Source organism: Lacibacter sp. (genome assembly GCF_035299325.1).
In the GTDB taxonomy this organism is placed as follows: domain Bacteria; phylum Bacteroidota; class Bacteroidia; order Chitinophagales; family Chitinophagaceae; genus Lacibacter.
The window spans coordinates 130,406-155,661 of the sequence record NZ_DATGWT010000007.1 but is presented as its reverse complement, the minus strand read 5'-3'; the positions used below and the strand labels follow the sequence as shown (position 1 = coordinate 155,661).

General features: G+C 40.7%; 18 protein-coding genes. 12 read left to right on the top strand and 6 right to left on the bottom strand.

The annotated features are described in order from the left end of the window. Positions 1–11 precede the first annotated feature (11 nt). The 10 genes from lysA (at position 12) to VK159_RS06495 (ending at position 9,429) form a co-directional block, all read left to right on the top strand. Complete coding sequence (gene lysA, locus VK159_RS06540; RefSeq protein WP_324229332.1) at positions 12–1,220, top strand: diaminopimelate decarboxylase; 1,209 nt, start codon at positions 12–14, stop codon at positions 1,218–1,220. 130 nt (positions 1,221–1,350) lie between these two features. Further along, positions 1,351–3,696, top strand: a complete 2,346-nt coding sequence (locus VK159_RS06535) for an NADP-dependent malic enzyme (protein WP_324229331.1) — start codon at positions 1,351–1,353, stop codon at positions 3,694–3,696. 165 nt (positions 3,697–3,861) lie between these two features. Further along, the gene (locus VK159_RS06530; RefSeq protein ID WP_324229330.1) at positions 3,862–4,599 is read left to right on the top strand and encodes an ABC transporter permease; all 738 of its coding nucleotides are present in this window, start codon (positions 3,862–3,864) and stop codon (positions 4,597–4,599) included. Positions 4,600–4,602: 3 nt separating this feature from the next. Next, positions 4,603–5,412 (top strand): ABC transporter ATP-binding protein, encoded by an 810-nt coding sequence (locus VK159_RS06525; RefSeq protein WP_324229329.1) that lies wholly within the window; start codon positions 4,603–4,605, stop codon positions 5,410–5,412. Positions 5,413–5,465: 53 nt separating this feature from the next. Then, positions 5,466–6,299 carry a DUF4198 domain-containing protein gene (locus tag VK159_RS06520; protein WP_324229328.1) on the top strand — a complete coding sequence of 278 codons (834 nt, stop codon included), beginning with the start codon at positions 5,466–5,468 and terminating at the stop codon, positions 6,297–6,299. A gap of 279 nt (positions 6,300–6,578) precedes the next feature. Then, positions 6,579–7,451: a succinate--CoA ligase subunit alpha gene (gene sucD, locus VK159_RS06515; protein WP_324229327.1), complete on the top strand. Its 873-nt coding sequence runs from the start codon at positions 6,579–6,581 to the stop codon at positions 7,449–7,451. Between the two features lie 102 nt (positions 7,452–7,553). Next, entirely contained in the window at positions 7,554–8,063 is a 510-nt protein-coding gene (locus VK159_RS06510; protein ID WP_324229326.1) for a DUF4190 domain-containing protein, read from the top strand. Between the two features lie 158 nt (positions 8,064–8,221). After that, on the top strand, positions 8,222–8,794 hold the full coding sequence (locus tag VK159_RS06505) for a pentapeptide repeat-containing protein (protein ID WP_324229325.1): 573 nt from the start codon (positions 8,222–8,224) through the stop codon (positions 8,792–8,794). A gap of 5 nt (positions 8,795–8,799) precedes the next feature. Next, entirely contained in the window at positions 8,800–8,964 is a 165-nt protein-coding gene (locus VK159_RS06500) for a hypothetical protein (protein ID WP_324229324.1), read from the top strand. A 3-nt stretch (positions 8,965–8,967) separates the two neighbouring features. Next, on the top strand, positions 8,968–9,429 hold the full coding sequence (locus VK159_RS06495) for a class I SAM-dependent methyltransferase (RefSeq protein WP_324229323.1): 462 nt from the start codon (positions 8,968–8,970) through the stop codon (positions 9,427–9,429). A 56-nt stretch (positions 9,430–9,485) separates the two neighbouring features. Here the strand turns inward: VK159_RS06495 and VK159_RS06490 are convergent, their stop codons facing one another. Continuing rightward, entirely contained in the window at positions 9,486–10,268 is a 783-nt protein-coding gene (locus VK159_RS06490) for a DUF4476 domain-containing protein (protein WP_324229322.1), read from the bottom strand. A 182-nt stretch (positions 10,269–10,450) separates the two neighbouring features. On the opposite strand from VK159_RS06490, the gene VK159_RS06485 reads away from it, so the two are divergent. After that, positions 10,451–16,549, top strand: coding sequence for an alpha-2-macroglobulin family protein (locus VK159_RS06485; protein WP_324229321.1), 6,099 nt, complete (start codon positions 10,451–10,453; stop codon positions 16,547–16,549). Between the two features lie 205 nt (positions 16,550–16,754). Beyond that, on the top strand, positions 16,755–19,487 hold the full coding sequence (locus tag VK159_RS06480; protein ID WP_324229320.1) for a M14 family metallopeptidase: 2,733 nt from the start codon (positions 16,755–16,757) through the stop codon (positions 19,485–19,487). A 66-nt stretch (positions 19,488–19,553) separates the two neighbouring features. Here the strand turns inward: VK159_RS06480 and VK159_RS06475 are convergent, their stop codons facing one another. The 5 genes from VK159_RS06475 to VK159_RS06455 all read right to left on the bottom strand — a co-directional run bounded on the left by VK159_RS06475 (position 19,554) and on the right by VK159_RS06455 (position 25,216). Next, positions 19,554–21,338: a vWA domain-containing protein gene (locus tag VK159_RS06475; RefSeq protein WP_324229319.1), complete on the bottom strand. Its 1,785-nt coding sequence runs from the start codon at positions 21,336–21,338 to the stop codon at positions 19,554–19,556. Positions 21,339–21,376: 38 nt separating this feature from the next. Then, positions 21,377–21,922 (bottom strand): hypoxanthine phosphoribosyltransferase, encoded by a 546-nt coding sequence (gene hpt, locus VK159_RS06470; RefSeq protein WP_324229318.1) that lies wholly within the window; start codon positions 21,920–21,922, stop codon positions 21,377–21,379. Between the two features lie 5 nt (positions 21,923–21,927). Further along, complete coding sequence (locus VK159_RS06465; RefSeq protein ID WP_324229317.1) at positions 21,928–22,989, bottom strand: glucosaminidase domain-containing protein; 1,062 nt, start codon at positions 22,987–22,989, stop codon at positions 21,928–21,930. An 8-nt stretch (positions 22,990–22,997) separates the two neighbouring features. Then, positions 22,998–23,636 carry an O-methyltransferase gene (locus VK159_RS06460; protein WP_324229316.1) on the bottom strand — a complete coding sequence of 213 codons (639 nt, stop codon included), beginning with the start codon at positions 23,634–23,636 and terminating at the stop codon, positions 22,998–23,000. A gap of 113 nt (positions 23,637–23,749) precedes the next feature. Further along, positions 23,750–25,216 (bottom strand): sodium:solute symporter, encoded by a 1,467-nt coding sequence (locus VK159_RS06455; RefSeq protein ID WP_324229315.1) that lies wholly within the window; start codon positions 25,214–25,216, stop codon positions 23,750–23,752. Between the last annotated feature and the right edge of the window lie 40 nt (positions 25,217–25,256).

Genomic DNA, 25,256 nt, shown 5'->3' with positions numbered 1-25,256 from the left:
AATATCGACACATGACTCCTTCTATTCCAACCAATCTATTACAGCAGATCGCATCTACATATGGCACGCCCGTTTATGTTTATCATGCAGAAAAAATAAAGCAGCAATATGAAACATTGATCAATGCGTTTTCTGTTTTAGATACACGCATCTTTTATGCATCAAAAGCGTTAACAAATATTCATGTTGTTCGTTACCTCAACAGTCTTGGTTGCAATATCGATTGCAGCAGCATCAACGAAGTAAAGCTGGCATTGCATGCAGGCGTGGCCCCTGAAAATGTATTGTACACCAGCAACGGTATTTCATTTGCTGAAATTGAAGAAGCTGTGGCAGCAGGTGTGCATGTGAACATCGATAGTTTATCTAATCTTGAAAAATTCGGCAAGAAGTTCGGACATAGTTATCCAGTTGGTGTAAGACTTCGTCCAAATATTATGGCGGGTGGAAATATAAAAATTTCAACAGGTCATAATAAAAGTAAGTTTGGTATTCCTGTTGAGCAGATAGGCGAACTGGAAGCCATTGTAAAAGCAAATAATATTTTCATCCGCACATTACACATCCACACAGGAAGTGAAATAAAAGATGCTGATGTATTTGTAAAAGGGATTGAAGTGTTGTTCGATCTCATTCCTCATTTTCCTGAACTGGAAGTGATCGATCTTGGTGGTGGTTTTAAAGTGCCATACATACCCGGAGAAAAAACAGCTGATGTAGCGTCGATCGGACAAAAATTAAAACAGGCATTTGATGCACATCCTTTAGCGAACAATAAAAAATTACAGATCTGGTTTGAGCCGGGAAAATTTTTAGTAAGTGAATGTGGTTATTTACTGGCTGAAGTAAATGTGCTGAAACAAAATGGCGATACCATCATTGCAGGTGTAAACACAGGATTGAATCATTTGATCCGCCCAATGATGTATGATGCGTATCATCATATCAGCAATTTATCGAACCCAGAAGGTGAAGAAAAAAAATACATGATCACCGGTTATATCTGCGAAACAGATACGTTTGCGAGTGATCGTTTATTACCTGAAATAAAAGAAGGCGATCTGCTTTGTTTCCATAATGCAGGTGCATATGGTTTTGAAATGAGCAGTAATTACAATTCACGTTATCGCCCGGCAGAAGTAATGGTGAAAGATGGTGAAGCAATATTGATCCGTAAGCGGGAAAGCTTTGAAGATCTGTTGAAGAATATACCTGCTTGATCTTTGCCTGTTTCTCCATGTAATTTTCTAATCTAAGTGTGACTTTTTTACCAGAAAATCCACTTTTCATTCTTTTCGTACCTTGCCGCCCTTAGCAAGGCTAAAACGATTGTTTGATTAATTAATACGTATGAACAAAGAAGAACTACGCCGGCAACAGGCATTGGAATATCATGCCAAAGGAAGACCGGGAAAAATTGAAGTAATTCCTACAAAAGAAGCCAAAACGCAGCGTGACTTATCATTAGCATATTCACCAGGTGTTGCGGTGCCCTGCATGGAAATTTTTAATAATCCCGAGGATGTTTACAAATACACGGCCAAAGGAAATTTAGTAGCAGTGATCAGTAATGGTACTGCGGTACTCGGTCTTGGTGATATTGGTCCCGAAGCTGGCAAACCGGTGATGGAAGGAAAAGGAGTACTCTTCAAGATCTTTGCTGATATTGATGTGTTTGATATTGAAATCAACGAAAAAGATCCGGAGAAATTCGTGCAGATCGTAAAAGCGCTTGAACCAACGTTTGGTGGTATCAATTTGGAAGACATTAAATCTCCCGAATGCTTTTACATTGAACAGCGTTTGAAAGAGGAAATGAAAATTCCGTTGATGCACGATGATCAGCATGGTACAGCCATCATCAGCGCCGCTGCATTACTCAATGCATTGGAATTACAAAAAAAGAAGATCGACAAAGTACAGATCGTTGTAAATGGCGCAGGTGCTGCTGCCATTTCCTGTATCAAATTATATGTGGCGCTTGGTGCAAAGAAAGAAAACATCAAAGTGTTTGATAGTAAAGGATTGATCCATGACGGCAGAACCGATCTTGATGAGCAGAAGCAATTGTTTGTGATCAAAAGCAAACCAATGACGCTTGATGAAGGCATGAAAAATGCAGATGTGTTCATTGGTTTGAGTAAAGGAAACACCGTATCGAAAGAGATGGTAAAAAGCATGGCAAAGAACCCCATTGTTTTTGCAATGGCCAATCCTGATCCGGAGATCACCTATGAAGATGCAACTGAAGCAAGAAAAGATGTGATCATGGGTACGGGACGAAGCGATTATCCCAACCAGATCAACAACGTATTGGGCTTCCCTTATATTTTCCGTGGTGCATTGGATGTGCGTGCAACAACGATTAATGAAGAAATGAAACTGGCGGCGGTTAAAGCATTAGCTGAGTTAGCAAAAACGCCTGTTCCTGATATTGTAAACATGGCTTACAACGAAACCAACATTTCGTTTGGCCCTAACTACATTATTCCTAAACCACTCGATCCACGTTTGTTAAGTTATGTTGCCCCTGCTGTTGCAAGAGCAGCAATGGAAAGTGGCGTGGCACAACATCCTATTACCAATTGGGAAGAATACGAGAATATATTGAATCACCGTTTGGGTATCGATAACCAGTTAATGCGTGCAATAGGCAGCAAAGCAAGAAAAGATCCGAAGCGTGTGGTGTTTGCTGATGCGGAAAATGTAAAAGTGTTGAAAGCTGCACAACTTGCTTACGAAGAAGGTGTGGCTTACCCTATCTTATTGGGTGATGTAAAAAACATTAACGACATCGCTGAAGTAAACGGTATTGAGCTGGAAGGTATTCCTGTTCTTGATCCAAAGAGCAAAGAGATGGAAGAATTCCGCTCGAAATTTGGTGACCAGTTTTTCCAAAAGCGTCAACGCAAGGGGTTAAACCGTTACGAAGCAGCCAAATCCATGAAAGAACGTACACACTTTGGTTGTATGATGGTGGAAACAGGTGAAGCCGATGCAATGATCAGCGGATTGAGCCGTAAGTATTCTGATACTATTCGTCCTGCTTTGCAGATCATTGGTAAAGATGAAAACGTACGCAAGATCGCCGGTATGTACATCATGCTTACCAAACGTGGGCCTTTGTTCCTTGCTGATGCAACAGTGAATTTTAATCCACGTGCAGATGAACTGGCCGACATTACACAACTTGTAGCAAAAGAGGTACGATCATTTGGTATTACACCACGTGTGGCCATGCTCAGCTATTCAAACTTTGGGAGCAGTGAGGGCAGCGAATCAAAAATCGTGGCAAGAGCAAGAGAAATTGTAAAAGAACGTGAACCAAACCTGGTGTGTGATGGTGAAGTGCAGCCGCTTGTTGCGTTCAATAAAGAAATATTGAAAGAGAATTATCCGTTCAGCGAATTGGTGAATGGTGAACCGAATGTGTTGATCTTCCCCAACCTTGCAAGTGGTAATATTGCTTACAACCTGCTGCAGGAAGTTGGTGAAGCAGATGCTATCGGACCAATTTTACTTGGTTTGAAAAAACCCGTTCACATTCTGCAATTAGGCAGCTCAGTTCGTTCTATTTTCAACATGGTGTTGATCTCTGTAGTTGATGCGCAAATGAAAACCAAAAGCAACACACAGGAAGCTGTAAAAAAATCACCGTGGTGGAAGAGGTTTCGCAAGGTGAGCCATGAAATGTAAGCGTGAGTGGTGAATGGTTAGTGATGTAAGATTTAGCCAATTATCGTTGATAATAACAGACAAATCTCAAGTTTAGGTTACTTTACAGGCCTGAACTTGAGATTTGCATTTTGAATTGTATCTTCAATGCTTATAATTAGTCCTTTTGAATATTGATATTAAACTATGGATTTCTTCACACACTTCGGCCGTTACCTGTTAATGATCAAGGGCATGTTTTCCAGGCCGGAGAATATGCGTCTTTACTGGAAAGAGTTGATGCACCAATGCAATGAGATCGGTATACGTTCTGTTGGCATTGTGGTGATCATCTCTGTTTTCCTTGGTGCGGTAACAACTGTGCAAACAGCTTACCAGCTCATCACACCTCTTATTCCAAAAACAGTAATTGCTATTATTGTGCGTGACAATATCATTCTTGAATTGGCACCCACACTTATTTGCGTGGTACTGGCAGGTGTGGTTGGTTCACGTATTGCATCGGAGTTGGGTAACATGCGCATCAGTGAACAAATCGATGCACTGGAGATCATGGGCATTAATACAAAAACCTATCTCATTTTACCAAAGATTGTTGCAGCGTTAATTGTTGTTCCCTGTTTGGTTGTGCTTGCTGCAGTGTTAGGCATCTGGGGTGGCAAAATGGCGGGTTCTTTATCAGGTATTCTTCCTCCGGAAATTTACAACGATGGTTTGCTCGAAGATTTTATTCCCTACAACGTCATATTTGCGATGAGTAAAACTTATACTTATGCGTTCATCATTTCAAGTATTCCTGCGTATTATGGTTACCATGTGCAGGGCGGTTCACTGGAGATTGGGCGTGCAAGTACCAAATCGGTGATCGTAAGTTGTATTTTAATTTTATTGGCCGACTATGCACTCGCTGCATTATTATTATAACACATGATTGAGATCAATAACATACATAAAGGATTTGATGGCCGCACGGTGATCGATAATGTATCTGCAACACTTGAAACAGGTAAATGCAATCTCATTATTGGTGCGAGTGGCAGTGGTAAAACGGTGTTGATGAAATGCCTGGTTGGTTTGTTTGAACCCGATAGTGGTGAAGTATTGTATGATGGTGAAAGCATCACCAGTATGAATGAAGAAGGAAGAAAAATGCTGCGTCAGCAAATTGGTATGCTCTTCCAGGGTTCTGCCTTATTTGATTCGATGACGGTTGAGCAGAATGTACGTTTCCCGTTGGATATGTTTACCAAACTCAACCTCAAACAAAAACACGATAAAGTAAATGAAGTACTGGCAAGGGTAAACCTTGAAGGTGCCAATAATAAATTCCCGGCCGAGATCAGTGGTGGTATGAAAAAACGGGTAGGTATTGCACGTGCCATTGTTTTGAACCCGAAATTTTTGTTTTGTGATGAACCCAACTCAGGGCTTGATCCCAAAACATCCTTAGTGATTGATAAGTTGATCAAAGAGATCACCACCGAATATGGAATGACTACAGTTGTCAATACCCACGACATGAACAGTGTAATGGAAATTGGCGACAAGATCATTTTCATGCACCAGGGTCATAAAGAATGGGAAGGCACCAATAAAGACATCATCTTCAGTAAGAATGAAGAACTCAATCAATTCATTTTTGCTTCCGACTTTTTGCAGGATGCCAAAGACATGCGCATGCTTGAGGCAAAAGGGAAGATCAGTGACGACCGGGATATGGATAAGCTGATGAAGTAAACAGGCAACTTCCCGGCAGAAGATAAATAATACAGCTTTTTTAATTGAATGATATGAAGTTAAAATACAAGCTTACTTATTTACTTATTTTACTTCTTATACTACCGGCACTTGCACATGAATTCTGGCTTGAGCCGCAGCAATATATTTTCTCCCGTACAGATGAGATCAATATCCGTTTTAAAGCAGGTGAAGCATTTACAGGCGACAACTGGAAAGGCAACAGAGAAAAAGTAAGTGAGCTGAAATTATATTATGCTGATATCGTTGATGATCTGAACGATGCACTTAGTGACGAAGAAGGTGATTCATTACAATTCTCGATACACGAAGAAGGAACAGCAATGGTTACCTTCAACAACACAAACTCATTTATTGAACTGGAAGCAGAAAAATTCAATGCCTATCTTTTGGAAGACGGTTTACAAACGGCTATTGATTATCGTAAGCAACATAACGAAACCGATTCCATTGGTCGTGAGTTTTACCAACGCTCCGTAAAAACTATTGTGCAGGTAGGTGCACTTAAAACCGACGTGTATAAAAAGCAAACAACGCTACCTGTTGATATTATTCCACTCTCCCACCCTTACAAACTAAGCAATGGCGATACATTAAAAGTAAAAGTGCTGTTCAGAGGTGAGCCATTAATAAATGCCAAGCTACGTACATGGCATAAACTGTTGGGTAAAGTAAGAGACACATCGTTTTTAAGTAATGAAAAAGGTGAGATCAGTTTTCCTGTCAGCACAACCGGTGAATGGATGGTGAGTTGTGTAACGATGATTCGCCTGACTGATGATCCAAAAGCCCAATGGCAAAGCTATTGGGGAAGTTTAACCTGGGGTTACACGGGAAAGAATAAGAGTACGATAATGGCAAGGTAGTTTTTAGCTACTGATTGAAGGTGTAAGATTGCAGGTCGATTGGTATGCCATACTTCAAACCCATTTCAACATTTTATCAAACTGCAATTAAGTATGGCATACCTATTAAAAGCTCACGGGATGCCGGATTGAAGCGGCACCGTAGCGAAGCGGAGGTACAGCGAAAAGCCGGAACAATTGTTCGTTTTTGTACAATAGCAGAAAGCCCCAAATCTTACCGGTTAATTCAAAAATCCTAAAGCATCATCCCCTATCTTTGCGGCCTAATAAAGTTTCCAAATGAGCATCCTCGTTAATAAAAACTCGAAAGTAATTGTGCAGGGTTTTACCGGAACAGAAGGTACTTTCCATGCAACGCAAATGATCGAATACGGTACTAATCTTGTTGGTGGTGTTACACCGGGTAAAGGTGGCACAACGCATCTTGATCGTCCGGTATTTAACACAGTGGAAGAAGCTGTACAAAAAGCAGGTGCGAATGTGAGTATTATTTTTGTACCACCGGCTTTTGCTGCTGATGCAATTATGGAAGCTGCAAACGCAGGTATTGAACTGGTTGTTTGTATCACGGAAGGTATTCCGGTGCAGGATATGGTGAAGGCAAAAAATTATTTAGTTGGAACGAATACACGATTGATCGGGCCCAACTGTCCCGGTGTAATTACTGCCGGTGAATGTAAAGTGGGTATCATGCCGGGCTTTGTATTTATTCCCGGTCGTATTGGAATTGTATCGAAAAGCGGAACGCTTACCTACGAAGCTGCTGACCAGGTAGCGAAAGCCGGCCTTGGTGTAAGCACTGCGGTTGGTATTGGTGGCGATCCAATCATTGGCACTACTACCAAAGAAGCATTGGAATTATTTATGAACGATGAGAATACAGATGCAGTGGTAATGATTGGTGAAATTGGTGGTGGTATGGAAGCTGAGGCTGCCCGTTGGTATAAAGAAAATGCGAAGAAACCTGTTGTTGGTTTTATTGCTGGACAAACAGCGCCTCCCGGTCGTCGTATGGGACATGCGGGTGCCATCATTGGTGGTGCAGAAGATACTGCTGCTGCAAAAATGCAGATCATGACTGAGTGCGGAATTCATGTAGTAGCAAGCCCTGCGGATATTGGTAAAACAATGGCTGAGGTGTTGAAGAAGTAATACATTACATTTTATAGCGAAGGGAAGCATCTGCTTCCCTTTTTTTATGCCGTCTATTGCATTTGTTCAGGCTGATTATTAATTTGTATTGAAACATGCAACATGAGACCCATAATCACATTGCTGATTTTTTTATGCATTTTTCAAAAATCCGAAGCAAAACTTAGTTATTCGACAGTACCAGGTCAGAAGATTGTAAATCTACACGCAGGCAACTTTAACAGCCTTATTATTTCAACCATAAAAAGCAAACAGGCTTTTAAAAAAAGTAAGTTACTCGGCCTACTGTTGAAATTAAAAAAGAAAGACAACGAGGACATTCAAAAAAGAAAGAACAGAGTACTCGGAAAAGTCTCTGCTTCTTTTGGCGTTTTATCATTGGTTTTCATGATTCTCACATTTATTTTTGGATCAGGCTTTACAATGGTTTCGTGGTTTGTACCTTCTCTACTTGCTATTATTCTAGGGATCATTGCACTGAGAAAGAGTAAAAAGTTTTCCGACAAAACAAATTCGGGAAGAAAAGAAGCAATTGTGGGGATTATATTAGGCAGCCTTGGATTAGCAGCATTTATCATCTGGACAATAATAGAATTATCCAGTTGGAGTTGAAATCAATGACCAACAATTTTAAGACCTTATCACCTATACCCTATCAAGGATTTAAAAACTTCAATTCTTTTTAGTGAAGTAAACAAAAACCATTTACACTTTACAGTTCTTTGCTTCATTCAACCGTGCACTTCCTTAACTTTTACTACATTAGTTTTATGGAAAGAGCTTACCAAGAAGACAAAGAGTTTGAAAGTATTGATTATACTATCAAAAAATTGCCTGTTGGCGAATACGAAAACTGCCGATTCATCAACTGTAATTTTGCTGAGGCCAATCTTTCAAAAATCACATTCATTGATTGTGTGTTTGAGAACTGCAACCTGAGTGCAGCAAATATCAATGGCACATCGTTCCAGGAAACAAGTTTCAGCAATTGTAAACTGATGGGACTTCGTTTTGAAGATTGCAATCAATTTCTATTTACGGTAAGCTTTACGGATTGTCTGTTGAACCTGTCAACGTTCTATAAAATGAAATTAAAAAATACCCGTTTCATAAACTGCAGCATGCAGGAAGTTGATTTTACAGAAACCGATCTGACAGCAGCAGAACTTGATAATTGCAATTTGCTGCAAGCTGTATTTGATCATACCGTTCTTGAAAAAGCAGACCTTCGCACTGCCATCAATTTTTCCATTGACCCTGAACGGAACAAATTGAAGAAAGCAAAATTTTCTGCTACAGCTTTAAGCGGGCTGTTGCACAAATATGACCTAACCATTGAATGATTTTTATGAGCGATGTACAACAAGCCTACAACAGCTGGGCACAACAATACGACAGCAACGAAAACAAAACCCGTGATCTTGAAGCGAGATCATTGCGGGAAACATTAGCACCGCTTACCTTTGAACATTGCCTCGAAATTGGTTGCGGTACAGGAAAGAATACCGTTTGACTGATGCAAAAAGCAGCCACTGTTACTGCAGTTGATCTTAGTGAAGAAATGCTGGCAAAAGCGAAGGAGAAGATCACTACTCCTAACGTAACATTTGTGCAGGCAGATATCACCAAGCCATGGGCATTTGCCACAAAACCATATGATCTTATTGGCTTCAGTCTGGTGCTGGAGCATATTGAATTGTTACAACCCGTTTTGGAAAAAGCAGCTGCAGTGCTTAAGCCGGGAGGCCATCTTTATATCAGCGAACTGCACCCCTTCAAACAATACAACGGGAGTAAAGCGAGATTTGATACGGCCGAAGGCACACAAGTTGTAACCTGTTTCAATCACCACATCACCGATTTTACCGATGCAGCAAAGATGAATGGTTTGGTTTTAGTAAGACTTTCAGAATATTTTGATGATAATGACCGTAACAATATTCCACGCCTGCTCACTTTACTATTCATGAAGAAATAACAAATCCCCCGCTGCCGGGGGATTATTTTCATAGATGCTTCTGCTTAATATTTTAATTAATCTCTGTAGCTTGAAATGTATCTTGTAAGCTCGGTTCTACTGCTTCCGAAATTAAAGACGTCATTCACCACGAAATAGTTGCCTCTGTCGATGGTATAACGGTAAGCAAATTTTGCCAGCTCCAGTCTTGTCTGTTCAAATGAGATCAGCTGAGCAAGTTCCCGCACCTGTTGTGCGTTTACACGGTTGTAAGGCAGGGTTGAACGGAGCAGATCCATTTTGTTTTTGTCTGAATTTTCACGCTCTACTGATTGTTTGAGTTGTTGAAATCTTTCGTAACTCATGACAGTGCCGTAATTGTTATCACGGTTATCATTTCCCCAACCGTTGTTATTGTTGTCGTTGTTCCATCCGCTGTTGTTGTTCCAACCACCGTTGTTACGGTCGTTGTCGTTCCAGTTATCATCATTACGGTTCTCAATACGTTCTTCATCAATAAATACTTTTCCAAAACGATTGATCACAATATCAGTATGCATTCCTCTGCGGATATTCACACTGTTGTTATAGATCAGCTCATCACGGTTGTTGTTACCACCGAATAAGCCTTTTCGTCTGCTGTTGTTATAGTTCGAACTGTAGATCTGGATACGATGAATACCGGGGCTGAGATTATTGATGCGAATTTCTCTGTTGCCTTGTTGCACCTGCCGGCCATCGATCATGATACGCACCGGAGTATTACTCATACTGGTAATACTTAATCGGGCATCATCCCATGCAGCAAATGTTGCTACTGTTAAAAAGAGCATTGTAATCAGGGTAAAAATTTTCTTCATAAAAACCTCCTTTGTTTTTTTAATTAGATGTCAAATCAAATGCCGTGGAAAACAAAAAGCTGATAAAGATTCGTTAAAGGATTTATTGCCCAGCCTTAAAAGACGGAGCAATTACATTTATGCAATTCCCCGTTTCTTTGCATCTCATCACAGTAATGATTACCTTACATAAAATGTTTTCTATGTTTTTGAAACGCATTTCTCTTGTTAACCTTTTTATCTTTTTGTTCAGCATGTCGCTTTTTGCACAAAACAAATTCAACTATACCACTGCATGGAAAAAGGTGGAAGACCTTATTGAAAAGAAAGGTCTCACCGAATCGGCATTGAAAGAAGTAAAGCTTATTTATGCTGCAGCAAAAAAAGAAAAGAATAACGGACAATTATTAAAAGCGGTTCTCTTTCGCTTAAGTCTTCAGCAACAGAAAGAAGAAGATGCTGATGAAAAAGCTATTAAAGAAGTAGAAAAAGAAATCAGCACTTCTGCTGAACCGTTGAAGTCTGTTCTTACTAATTATGCCGCCGAAGCTTACTGGCAATACTTCCAGAACAATCGCTGGAAATTTTATCAGCGCACTAACACAACCGGTTTTAGCAAGGATGATATAAGCACATGGACGATTGATGATTTTCACAAGAAGATCAGCACACTTTACCTGGCTTCGTTACAAAACAAAAAGTTAATACAACAAACAAAGCTTGATGCGTTTGACCCTGTGATCAACAAAGGCAATGTTCGTCATCTCCGCCCCACACTTTATGATCTGCTCACGCACCGGGCCATTGAGTATTTTCAAAACGATGAACGCAGTATTACAAAACCTGCAGATGCTTTTGAGATCAACTTTGCTTCTGCTTACGATCCTGCTGCCGACTTTATAACACGTAAATTCAAAACAAACGACTCTCTCTCGCTTACACATAAAGCATTGCTATTATTCCAGGAATTGATCGCATTTCATCTTGCCGATAAAAAAGCAGATGCATTGATCGATGTTGATCTGTTACGTTTACAGTTTGTCCATCGCTATGCTTCGCTTGAAAATAAAACAGAGTTGTACAGGATGTCGTTGAATCATTTGCTCAGCCAGTACAACCATCAGCCAATTGTTTCGCAGGCAGCTTATTTACTGGCGAGAGATTATGCTGACTATGCTGCTACCTACGACTTTAAAAAGCATAAAGTAAATGACGAACTGAATCCACGCTATTATTATCAGAAAGCAGTTGAACTCTGTAAAAAAGTAATTACACAAACACAGTTAACAGAAGGCAAAGCAAATTGCAGTAATCTCTTGCAGGAAATTGAAAGCAAACAGCTTTCCATCACATCCGAAAAAGTAAATGTTCCCAACAAACCATTCCGTTCGTTGCTGAACTACCGCAACACAAGTAAAGCATGGTTCCGGATTGTGAAGATTGATCAAAAGAAATTTGCGGAGATGGGGCAAAACCGCTGGGAAGACAGTTACTGGAAAGATCTTACAGCATTAAAACCAACAGTAAGCTTTTCATACAATCTTCCGGCAACAGAAGATCACCAGGAACACAGCACAGAAATAAAAGTAAATGCATTGCCTGTTGGCACTTATCTCCTGCTTGCAAGTGCCGATGAAAAATTCAGTCTTGCAAAAAATGTATTGGCCGTTCAGTTCTTTCATGTGAGTAATATTGCCTGGATGCATTACGGTAATGATTTCTTTGTGGTGAACCGTGAAAGTGGTCAGCCACTGCAAAAAGCAAACATCATATTGTGGGAACAGTCGTACAACTATGATCAACGGAAAAATGTTTCAGTAAAAGCAGGCAACTACACCAGTGATACCAATGGTTATTTTCTTGTAAACAAACCGGCAGGTAACAATGCCTATAACCGTACACTCGAAGTCAGTTATCAAAATGATCACCTGTATTTAGATGACCGAGCTTACAGCTATGTTTATAATGAACAAAAAGAATCGGTTGATGAAACAAAAAGCCGTCGCACTTTTTTCTTTACCGATCGCTCTATTTATCGCCCCGGACAAATTATGTATTTTAAAGGTATTGTTACAACAAAAGATGCAACAACGGGTAAGCCGAAAGTAGTTGCCGGTCTTAAAACAAAAATTTATCTCTACGATGCCAATTATCAGAAAGTAGATTCTGTTGAAGTAACCAGTAATGAATATGGTTCTTACAGTGGAAAATTTACATTGCCTCTTGGCCGTATCAGCGGGCAATACCAGTTACAGGAATCAGTAACAAATGGTATCGTCTCTTTTTCAGTTGAAGAATATAAGCGTCCGAAATTCTTTGTAGAGTATCAACCCATCAATGAAAGTTTTAAGGTGAATGATAAGATTACTGTTACAGGTAATGCAAAAGCATATGCGGGCAATAATGTTGATGGCGCAAAAGTGAAATACCGTGTTGTTCGTCAACCAAGACTGCTTTATCCATGGCTTAGCTGGAAATGGGGCTGGCCGCTAATGCAGGAACAGGAAATTGCACATGGCGAAGTAACAACGAAAGCAGATGGCAGTTTTGATATTTCGTTTACAGCTATTCCCGATAAACAGGTGCGTAAAGAACTAGAACCTGTATTCGATTATAATGTGATCGCTGATGTAACTGATCTGAATGGTGAAACAAGAACTGGTGAAACAACAATCAGTGTTGGTTATAGTTCTTTGCAATTACAACTCAGTTTACTAAAAGGTGAATTGCAGTCAACTGCACAATTCAACAGCATCAACATCAGTACAAAAAACATGATGGGTGAATTTGTGAAGAGTACTGTTACTGTAAGAATGTATAAACTCAAATCACCCGACCGACTCATCCGTGAACGTTATTGGGAATTGCCCGATCAGTTTATTATGAATGAGAAAGACTACCGTGCTGATTTTCCTAACGACGAATACAACAACGAAACAGAAAAAGCGAATTGGGAACGGGGCGAGAAAGTTTATGAGAAGAAAGACAGTGCGAACGTGAGTGGTGAATGGCCAATGGTCAGCGGTCAATGGTCACCTGGATGGTATTTGATTGAAGCTGTAACAACGGATAAAGATGGCAAGGAAGTAAAGAATCAAACCTTTGTACAGTTAACTGATGCAGCAGGCAAACTTTCTTCACCCGAATATGTATGGCAATTGCCTACTACTGTTACAGTTGAACCGGGTAATGTTGCCAATATCAGTTTTGGATCAAGTGGAGATAGTGTTCATCTCATACAAATGAATGGAACTAATGAAAAAGAAAAGCAAAGTTATTATCAACTCAATAATGAAAAGAAACAACTGGATATTCCTGTAACCGAAGAGCAGCGTGGCGGTATTGGTTATGCCTACACGTTTGTAAAACACAACCGCTTTTACAGCTTTACCCGCTTTGTAAATGTGCCCTGGACAAATAAAGAAATTAAGATCACTTATGAAACCTTCCGTGATAAAACATTACCGGGTAGTGAAGAGCAATGGAAGATCAAGATCAGTGGTTACAAAGGCGATAAGATTGCAGCAGAAATGCTGGCGAGTATGTACGATGCATCACTCGATCAGTTTAAACCGCATCAATGGAATAAACCTGATTTGTTTCCAACGAACTTCTTAAGAAATAATTGGAGTGGTGGTGGGTTTGCTCAGGTTGATTCTGATGAAAAAGAATGGGAGCCAGAAACTTCGGACTCTTTTTTAAAAGAATATGATTACCTCATTTTGTTTGGTTACCAAATGGATCATATTTTTAATTTCTCTCCCAAAGTTTTACAAGGAAGAATACCGGGGATTCAAACAGAATCTTTCATTCAAAATGCACCAGCTCCAATGCAAGACAGTCAAGCTCTAAACGAAGTTGTTGTTGGAGCTACTCGGTCTAACAATAAACAACTCTCCCAGCCGTTTACAATAACACCTAAACCAGAACAGCCAAAAGACCAAGAAGTAAACACAAAAATCCGCACCAACTTTTCCGAAACAGCTTTCTTCTTCCCCGATCTGAAAACAGATGCAGAAGGAAATATTACGTTCAGCTTTACTATACCCGAAGCATTAACGAAATGGAAAGCGCAATTGCTGGCACACACAAAAGATCTGTCGCTTGGGTTGAGTGAGCAAAGCATCATCACGCAAAAAGACCTGATGGTGCAACCTTTTGCTCCACGTTTCTTACGTGAAGGTGATCGATTTGAATTCACGGCTAAGATCAGCAATATGACCGATAAAGAAATGACGGGCATCAGTTCTCTTGAACTGCTGAATACATCCACCATGCAACCCGTTGATGGCTGGTTTCAGAATACATTTCCTGTGCAACACTTCACGGTTGGTGCCAAGCAAAGTACCGTGGTGAAGTTCCGTACAGAAGTACCCTATAATTTTAATGAAGCACTCACCTATCGCATCAGTGCTAAAGCAGATAATAAAAGTGATGGTGAGGAAGCAACATTACCTGTATTAACCAATCGCATGCTGGTAACAGAATCGTTACCATTGAATATGCGTGGTGATGGCACAAAAACATTCAATTTCACCAAACTGCTGAATGCTGATGAATCAGAAAGTTTAACGCATCATCGATTTACCATTGAGTTTACCAGTAATCCTGTTTGGTATGCAGTGCAGGCATTGCCTTACTTAATGGAATATCCTTACGAATGTGCAGAGCAAACATGGAATCGTTTTTATGCAAATGCGTTGGCATCACACATCACCCAAAAGTTGCCACGCATTCAACAGGTAATGCAGCAATGGAAAATAAAAGACACAGCCGCATTGATGAGCAATTTGCAGAAGAACGAAGAATTAAAATCGGCTCTATTGCAGGAAACTCCCTGGGTATTACAAGCGAAGAGTGAAGAACAACAGAAGAAAAACATTGCATTGCTGTTCGATATGATCCGTATGAACAGTGAGTTGAGCAAGAATCTTTCTCAATTACAACAAATGCAATCTTCAAACGGTGGCTTTGTTTGGTTCAAGGGAGGACCAGATGACCGTTATATTACACAATACATCATTACAGGCATTGGTCACCTGCAAAAACTGAATGCTGTACCAAAAGAACAACAGGCTGCGTTGAATGTAATTGTAGCAAAAGCAATTTCCTATCTCGATAAAAAGCTGAAAGAAGACTATGATCAACTGTTGAAATACAAAACACCGTTGAAGAATCAGAACATCAGTAATATCCAGATCCAGTTTTTGTACATGCGCAGTTTCTTCCCTGAAACAGTACAAACAAAAGGAACGGAAGCGGCTTATAAATATTATTATGGTCAAAGTCAGCAGTTCTGGATAAAACAAAGCCGTTATATGCAGGGAATGATCGCCTTGGCATTGCATCGTACAAAAGATGTAAAAACGCCAACAGCTATTGTAAAATCATTAAAAGAGAATGCACTCTTCAGTGAAGAAATGGGCATGTACTGGAAAGAATTCAATGCAGGCTATTACTGGTACCAGGCTCCTGTGGCAGCACAGGCGTTGATGATTGAAGTATTTAGCGATGTTACAAAAGATACCAAAGCAGTAAACGATCTCAAAACATGGTTGCTGAAACAAAAGCAAACACAAAACTGGAGAACAACCATCGCCACTGCCGAAGCCTGTTATGCATTGCTCCTGCAAGGCGGCTCATGGATCGCTGCAGAGCCTGTTGTTGAGATCAAAGCAGGCAATCAGTTGTTCAGTACATCAACCGAAAAAACAGAAGCAGGCACGGGTTATTTCAAACGCAGCATTGATGGCAATTTCGTACAACCTTCGTTTGGAAATATCAATGTGAGTGTAAGTAAATCAAACGGGCAACCAAGTTGGGGTGCGGCTTACTGGCAGTATTTTGAAAATTTAGATAAGATCACTTCGGCAGAAACACCTTTAAAGTTGCAGAAGAAATATTTTGTTGAACGCAATACAGCCAACGGACCGGTACTTACTCCGGTGAATGAAGGCGACGAATTAAAAGTGGGTGACAAAATAAAAGTGCGCATTGAATTACGGGTTGATCGCAGCATGGAATATGTGCACATGAAAGATATGCGCCCAAGCTGTATGGAACCGGTGAATGTTATTAGTCAATACAAATGGCAAGGCGGACTTGGCTATTATGAAACCACGAAAGATGCCAGCACCAATTTCTTCTTTAGTTGGTTAAACAAAGGCACTTACGTATTCGAATACCCGCTGTTTATTACCCATGCCGGCAACTACAGCAGTGGTATTACAAGTATTCAATGTATGTATGCTCCTGAATTCACGAGTCATAGCGAAGGGGTGAGGGTGAAGGTGAGTGAGTGATGAATAATGAATGATGAGTATAGGAAACGGGCAGCTTCGCTGCCCGTTTCCATTTTATGCTGGATGGGCAATAGAGATATACCATTCATCCGCCGCTCATCCATTCCGTTCGGTGGACATGCCGATGCTGCTTATCTTTAAAGCATCAGCATGAGAAGCCGGGCATTACTGTCTCTTCTCCATTATTTACATCAAAACTTTCTGCATGAGATCCGTTTTTGTTTCACTGCTGTTGCTCATCGGCACTGCCCTTTACGCACAGAATCTTCCTTCGCCAAAACAACATTTTGGTTTCAACATTGGCGACAATTATCAGTTGGCCACGTACACACAAACTGAAGCCTATTTCAAAAAGCTTGCTGCTGCATCCGACAGAGTGAAGCTGGTTGACATTGGCAAAACAGAAGAAGGGCGTACGCAATACATGGTGATCGTTTCTTCACCTGCTAACCTCAAACAACTTGAAAAATACAAGAGCATTTCACAACGGTTGGCACGTGCAGAAAATTTGACTACTGCACAAGCACATGATCTGGCAAAAGAAGGAAAAGCAATTGTATGGGTTGATGGTGGTTTGCATGCAACGGAAACAGTTGGTGCACATCAGTTGATTGAAACCATCTGGCAGTTTGTTAGTCGCAATGATGAAGAAACGCAACGCATCCTCAATGATGCCATCATTCTGTTTGTGCATGCAAACCCTGACGGACAGGAACTTGTTTCAAACTGGTATATGCGCAATGCAGATACGTTGAAACGCTCACTCAACAATCTTCCACGTTTGTATCAGAAATATATTGGTCATGATAACAACCGTGATTTCTTCATGAACAACATGAGCGAAACAAGGAACATGAGTCGTCAACAATACATTGAGTGGATGCCGCAGATATTATACAATCACCATCAAGCCGGTCCGGCAGGTTCTGTTGTTGCAGGCCCTCCTTATCGTGATCCATTCAATTTTGCGTTTGATCCGTTATTGGTAACAGGCATCGATGGAGTTGGTGCAGCAATGATCAACCGGTTGAATGTGGAAGATAAACCCGGTTACACACAACGTGCAGGTTCTGTTTTCTCAACCTGGTGGAACGGTGGCTTACGCACAACTGCTTATTTTCATAACATTATTGGTTTGCTTACGGAGATCATCGGCAATCCAACTCCTGCAAGAGTTCCATTGGTAACTGCACGACTTATTCCAAATGCTGCAACGCCAAATCCGGTAACACCACAACAATGGTTGTTCCGTCAGTCGATCGATTATTCTGTTTCGTTGAACTATGCTGTTCTTGATTATGCAGTACGTAACCGTGAACCATTGTTGTACAACATTTACAAGATGGGAAAGAACTCGATCGATAAAGGCAACAGAGATCATTGGTCTTTATCACCCAACAAAGTGGAAGCCATCAGAGAAGCATTTAAAAAAGATCAACGTCCATCTGCACAAAATAATAATCAGAATTTTGTTGATACTATTCCGTTGAAATATTATGATGCCGTATTTAAAGATCCGGCCAAGCGAGACCCAAGAGGTTTTATTATTACTGCTGATCAGCCCGATCTCAGTTCTGCAGTAAAGTTTGTGAATGCATTGATTCTTTCTGGCATCAAGGTGGAGAAAGCAACTGCAAACTTTACTGTTGCCGGTAAAGAATATCCTGCAGGTTCGTATGTGGTGAAAGCAAACCAGGCTTTTCGTCCGCATGTAATTGATATGTTTGAACCACAGGATCACCCGAATGATTTCTTATATCCCGGTGGACCTCCAGTTCGTCCGTATGATGCTGCAGGCTGGACTCCTGCCTTTACGATGGGCTTTCGTTTTGATCGCATCATGGACGGATTTGACGGACCGTTTGAAACCATTGCGTACGGCGCAGAACAAATGACGCCGGGTAAATTCAGCAACAATGCAAACGGATATGTATTGAATGCGGCAGGTAATGCATCGTTTATTGCGGTGAATGATCTGTTACAGGCAGGTGTTGAAGTAATGCGTATTACTGATGCAACTGCAAGTGGTACCACACAAGGATCATTTTTTGTGAAAGCAAATGCTAAATCAAAATCCATCCTTGAAAAAGCAGCGAAAGAATATGGTGCGCAGGCAATTGCTGTAAACAAACAACCTGCCGGCACTGCAAAGAAAATAAAATCATTGCGTGTTGGTTTGTGGGATGTGTATGGTGGCTCTATGGCTTCAGGTTGGATGCGTTGGATCTTTGAGCAGCATCATTTCCCTTACACAGTTATCTATGCAAAAGATATTGATGCTGGCAAACTCATTGATCAATATGATGTGATCGTTTTTGTGAGTGAAGCTATTCCGGCAACTGGTGGTGGCGGTCGTGGTTTCGGTGGTCGTGGACCAACAGCTGCTGAAGTACCCGCTGAATATCATAAAACATTGGGAAGAATTACACCTGATACTTCGATTGCACAATTGAAATCCTTTATTGAAGCAGGCGGCAGCATTGTCACCATCGGCAACAGTGCCAACCTTGCTTATCATTTTAAACTGCCTGTAAAAAATGCATTGGTTGAAATGAATAACGGTGTTGAACGTACGCTTCCCGGTGAAAAATATTATATACCCGGCAGCGTGTTGCGTGTAAAGGTTGATTCAACACAACAAAGTGCCTGGGGCATGAATAGTGAAGCAGATGTATTTGTATCGAGCAGCCCTGTGTTTAAATTATCGCCCGATGCCATTGCAAAAGGCGTAGTAACTCCGATTGCATGGTATGCTTCACCAAAACCATTACGCAGCGGTTGGGCATGGGGACAGGAATACCTGCAGGATGGCGTTGCTGCTTTTTCTGCAAAAATGGGTAAAGGAAATTTATACGTGTTTGGACCAGAGATCGCATTCCGTTCGCAAACACATGGCACATTCAAGTTTTTGTTTAATCAATTAACGGGAACTAAATAATCAATCGTTGATAGAAATAAAAAGAGGGCAGTAACATCTGCCCTCTTTTTATTTATTTGAATGCCGTTAAAATAAAATGATCTCATCTTTCTTCCTTTCTCTTTTCCTGAACCATCGTTTCTTTTCTTTTACCGGTTTATATAAGTCTTTTGCCTTCCTTACCAGCATCAGCATTTCACTTTGCCAGTAGTCTTTTGGATCTACACAAGTAGTAAGCAGGTTGATAAGAGCATCCCAGTTTGGTTTTTCTATGTAAGGCGATTGCTTTAACATCAAACCAAACATGGCAACTGCTGCTGCAAAACGATAACTGCTGTCAACACGATACAACGATTGATAATTTAACGGGAAAGGAAATTTATCATTCACCCTGCTCTTTGTTTCAACCGATTGATAACTGAGTTCTGCTTCCGCAACCGGTTGGTCTGTATTGTGATCTTTTGCTAACTCCACTTCAAACACAGCCGTTACTGTATGTCCTGTTCCTATTTCACCACCTTCAAGAATACTGTTACCATCGGCGAGTACATCTTTGCGGTTATCGAACCCGATCAAACGATAGCGTTTTACCTGCGACGATTGAAACACAGTGTTGAGATAAGCATCATCCACCACTACATACAACGTCTGCATTAATTCTTTCACCAACACTTTCTCTGCCTCCATCACATTATCGAGATAAGCAAAGTTGCCATTCCCTTTCTTCGCCAATGCTTCAAGCTTCGAATCTTTGTAATTACCCATGCCCACACCAAGACAGGTTAAATAAATCCCTGTCTGTTGTTTTTGTGTAATGAGTTGCATCAATGCTTCTTCACTTGATTCGCCTACATTAAAGTCGCCATCAGTTGCAAGTATCACACGATTGTTACCTCCAACAATAAACTGACTTTGCGCCAAACGATAAGCCTGCCTGATGGCTGATTCTCCCGGTGTATCACCACCGGCAGCCAATGAATCAATAACACTCATGATCTTGTCTTTCTCATTACCACCTGTTGGTTGCAATACAATGCCAACTGTTCCGCCATACAACATGATCGACAAGGTATCAATACTCCGCAGGTTCTGCACCATCATACGAAATGCAGTCTTTAATAACGGCAAACGATTAGGCAGGTCCATCGAACCACTCACATCAATCAGGAAAACAAAATTGCTGGGAGGTAGTGAATCGTAATTGACTTTTCTAGCCTGCAATTGTAAAAACAATAAACGGTTTGAAGGATTCCATGGACAATCCGTGAGCTGTGATTGTACATGAAAATCTTTGCCCGGCTGCGGTTCTTTATAAGGTTGCGGAAAATAATTCAACATCTCTTCAATACGAACTGCATCGGTTGGCACACGTGAATTCATATTGATGAAACGGCGGATATTGCTGTACGATGCTTTATCAACATTCATAGCAAAACCAACGGAAGCATAATCAGCAGCCTCGTTAAAACTATTCTCTACCTGTGATGAATAGGTTTCACCCGAAGTAAAATAATGTCCCTTTGTATCTTCTTTCTTATCCCTTGTAACAGATAATAATTTCCGTTTAGGATTGCTGATAGCTGCACTTGGTTTCATCAATACCGTATTGTACTCATTGCTGTTGAGCACAACTGTTTTCTCTTCGTAACCATGCAGAAAAAAACTGACGGTGTCTTTTGTTCTTGAAGACGGGATGCCAAAGGCTCCGGTTGATCCTGAAGAATAAAATGAATTGGAGGCGTGAACCCGTATCTGCACCAATGCTAAGCCATTACCACCTGCATCTTTCACTTCGCCACGAAAATAAAACTGTGCATCCGCTGTTGCGGCGATGAGAAGCAAGCATACCAAAGCAATGCACCTTAGGTTCATAGTTCATTTCCTGCTTCACCGGGTTAGTAAGTGGTAAATCAGGAAGGGTTTTCGGTCAGCTGGTATATCTCTTTCAAGTTACGGCCAAGACCGTCATAATCCAAACCATAACCAAGTAAGAATTTATTAGGAACTGAAAAGCCTAAATAATCAATGGTGATCGGGTACTTAGTTGCTTCGGGTTTATGTAACAAAGCCGCAATTTTTAATGAAGCAGGTTGTTGATTGTAAAGCTGTGGCAAAAATTCATTCATGGTTTTGCCTGTGTCAATAATGTCTTCCACAATGATCACATGACGATCAACAATATCAGTATCGAGACCTATTGCTGTGATCACCTGCCCTGTTGACTTTGTTCCTTTGTAAGAAGCAAGTTTGATGAAACAGATCTCTGCATCAATGCTTACACATTTAAAAAGATCAGAAGCAAACATAAACGAACCATTCAGAATAGCGATAAAAAGCGGCTTCTTCCCTGCATAATCACGATCAATGTCTTTTCCTATTTCAGCAATTCGGGCAAGCACCGTTGCCTCTGTCATGTAAGGAATAAAATACTTATCGTGGACTTTGATGGTTGACATGCAGTTTATTTAGTAATGATGAGTTCTGATCCTTCTTTTGTATTTACAACTGTAAGAAGTTTTGGTGCAGCAGGTGCTGGTGATTGCAAATACAATTGTTGACCCGGTGCAGGTTGTTGATTTGAAGGTATCTGGTTCAATTGCATTAATGCATCTAAACGGATACCTTGTACCTGTGCAATATCATACAATGTTTCGCCACTTGCAACAACATGAAATTGATTAGCACCAACACGGCGTTTACGTTGCAGATAAATGAGCTGATCTTTTTCAAGTACTTCTGTTTCTTTCAAGTCGTTAAAATCGAACAACCACTTCAACTGCACATTGTGTTGTTGTGCAATGGCAAGAAACGATGTTCCTTTTGTTGCATAAACCACTTTTGTTTCATTGATCTTGAATTCACCTGTTGGATAATTAACAACAGGTTTTTTTACTTCTTCAACTACAGCAACACTTGTTGTTTGCACCTGTTGTTGTGGCTCTACTGCAAAGGTTTGTTGCACAACAACCGGCTGTTCTGTTTTTGCAAGAATAGGCTCTTCAGCTTTTTTCTTACCCAAGGCAATGAGCGAATAATCGTTGAGATTATATTTTTCAATGTACTTGATGAGCATTTGCGGATAAGCAGGGTTGGTTGCATAACCGGCTTTTTTTAACCCATAAGCCCATGCTTTGTAATCTGCTGGATCGAGAGAAAAAAGAAAATTATAGTGCTTGCGTGTACGCAGAAAATCAGAATGATCAACATAGGATTGCTCTGCATTTTCATATTTACGGAAACATTCACCTGGCGCATCGTCATCATGACTTACCGATGGACCTGTCCATGTTTCCTTACACTTAATACCAAAATGATTGTTTGATTTTTTTACCAGCTTACTGTTGCCACTTTCTGTTTCTACAATTCCCTGTGCCAACGTAATGGATGCAGGCACGCCGGTACGGATCATTTCCTTGATGGCAATTTCTTTGTAGGTGTTCACATACTCTTCAATTGAAATCGTCTGCGCATTCAACGCTGTTACAGACAAAAGAGCAATGAATAAATAAACCAGTCTTTGCATAGTATATTCTATTTTTTACGAATGAGAAACAATCCGTCTCTCAGAGTTAACATTACTTTTTCAACTTCATCATCAGCACTCACCATTTCATTGAACGCATGAATCGCTTTCCCGTTCTTTCCTTTGATCTCCTCTTCGAGCACATCACCATGAAAGAGCACATTATCGGCCAGGATGAGGGCACCGCTCCTTAAACGTGGTTTTAGCAGCTGATAGTATTTTTCATAGCCGGGTTTATCGGCATCAATAAATACAAAGTCCCATGTTTCCTGTAATTCTGGGATGATATCGAGCGCATTGCCAATATGTAGCTGAATGCGATCGTTCACTCCCGCCCTGATAAAATTATTTTTGGCAATAGCTGCATCCTGTTCACGCATTTCGATGGTGTGTAGTACTCCGTCTGCAGCAAGTCCTTTTGCAAGACAAATTGTGCTGTAACCGATCATTGTACCGATCTCTAAAATGCGTTTTGGCTGAACAAGTTTACTGATGATTTCAAGGAACTGTCCCTGGAGATGCCCGCTCATCATGTGTGGCTGGGCATGTGATACTTCCGTTTCAGCTGAGATGGTTTTCAGCACAGTATCCTCTGTTGAAGAATAGCGTGCTGCATATAGTTCGGCCTTCGGGTTGATCAACTCCAAGTAAAAACGTTTCGGCAAAGATAAAACAGATGATTGGAAAATAGGCCATTAGCAACGGGCAATTGGCAAAGCTTTAGTACGCAAATCACTTGCATATTGCATATTGCCTGTTGCTAATTCCCCATTGCCTGTTGCTTCTCTTGCTTATGCGAGATCGTCCACAACCCAATAAAGGTTAAAAGTCCATTGATGATGAGTAGCTCAAGACCTACTTCAAATGAACCAAATAATTGCTTTTGAAATTTATCAATGAAGAAGCAAATGACCGGAGCGATGATGCAAACGAACGGAACAAACTTATCGTTAACTGCCCGCTTGGTAATAATACCGAATGTAAACAAGCCCAATAATGGGCCATAAGTGTATGCCGCAACTTTTAAGATAACACCGATCATGCTCGGTTCATTCACCCATTTGTACACCATCACCAACAGTAAAAACACAGCTGCAAATACAAGATGTACCCGTTGACGCATCTTTTTCTTTTCAGCATCAGTTAAGTCAGTTCTTCTTTGCATACCGATGATATCGATACAAAACGATGAAGTGAGTGCTGTAATGGCACCATCGGCACTCGGGAACAAGGCCGATATTAACGCAATGATAAAGATCACCGACACAATTGGCGGCATATGATTCAATGCAATAGCAGGGAATAATTTATCGCCAACAGCAGTAATGCCTTGTTGTTCTGCAAACAATAACAAAACGCCACCGAGGAAGAGGAACAACATCAATACAACCATTAATATTACACCCAGTGTAAGCACATTCTTCTGCGAATCTTTCAATGTTTTTACTGAAATATTTTTCTGCATCATCTCCTGATCCATACCCGTCATGGTGATAGTGATGAATGCGCCGGCCAATATCTGTTTTACAAAAAATAATTTACTGCCCGGATCGGTGAAGAAGATCTTTGAATACCCTTTTTCATTCATTGCAACAAGGCTGTCGCCAAAACTCAAATCCATTTGGTTGAGAAGATAGCCCACACAAATTACAAGCCCAGCCAGCATACAGGTTGTTTGCAAGGTATCGGTCCATACAATTGTTTTTACACCACCTTCATAGGTGTAAAGCAGGATCATGATAAGAATCACAAGTGTTGTTACCCAAAATGGAATATTTACTGATGCAGGTAATGCATCCTGTAAAATTTTTACCACGAGATATAAGCGTGCTGTTGCACCCAACGTTCTTGACAGAATGAAAAAGGATGCGCCTGTTTTATACGATTTGAAGCCAAGCCTGCCGCTCAGGTAATTATAGATTGATGTAAGATTAAGTTTGTAATACAGCGGCAGCAATACATAGGCAATGGTAATATAGCCGATGAGATAACCGATCGTGATCTGAAAATAAGCAAACGATTCTTTTGCCACTGCACCCGGAACACTCACAAACGTAACACCGCTCAGCGAAGTGCCGATCATTCCAAACGCTACCAACATCCAGTTGCTGCTGCGGTTACCAATAAAAAATGATTCGTTATTTGAATTTTTGGAAGTGTACCATGCCACTACCAGCAGCAATAAAAAATAACCAAATACGAAGGAGAATAGCAAGACTGGTGACATAAGGACTTGTTTAAAAATGAAGATAAAGAATTAATCCAAC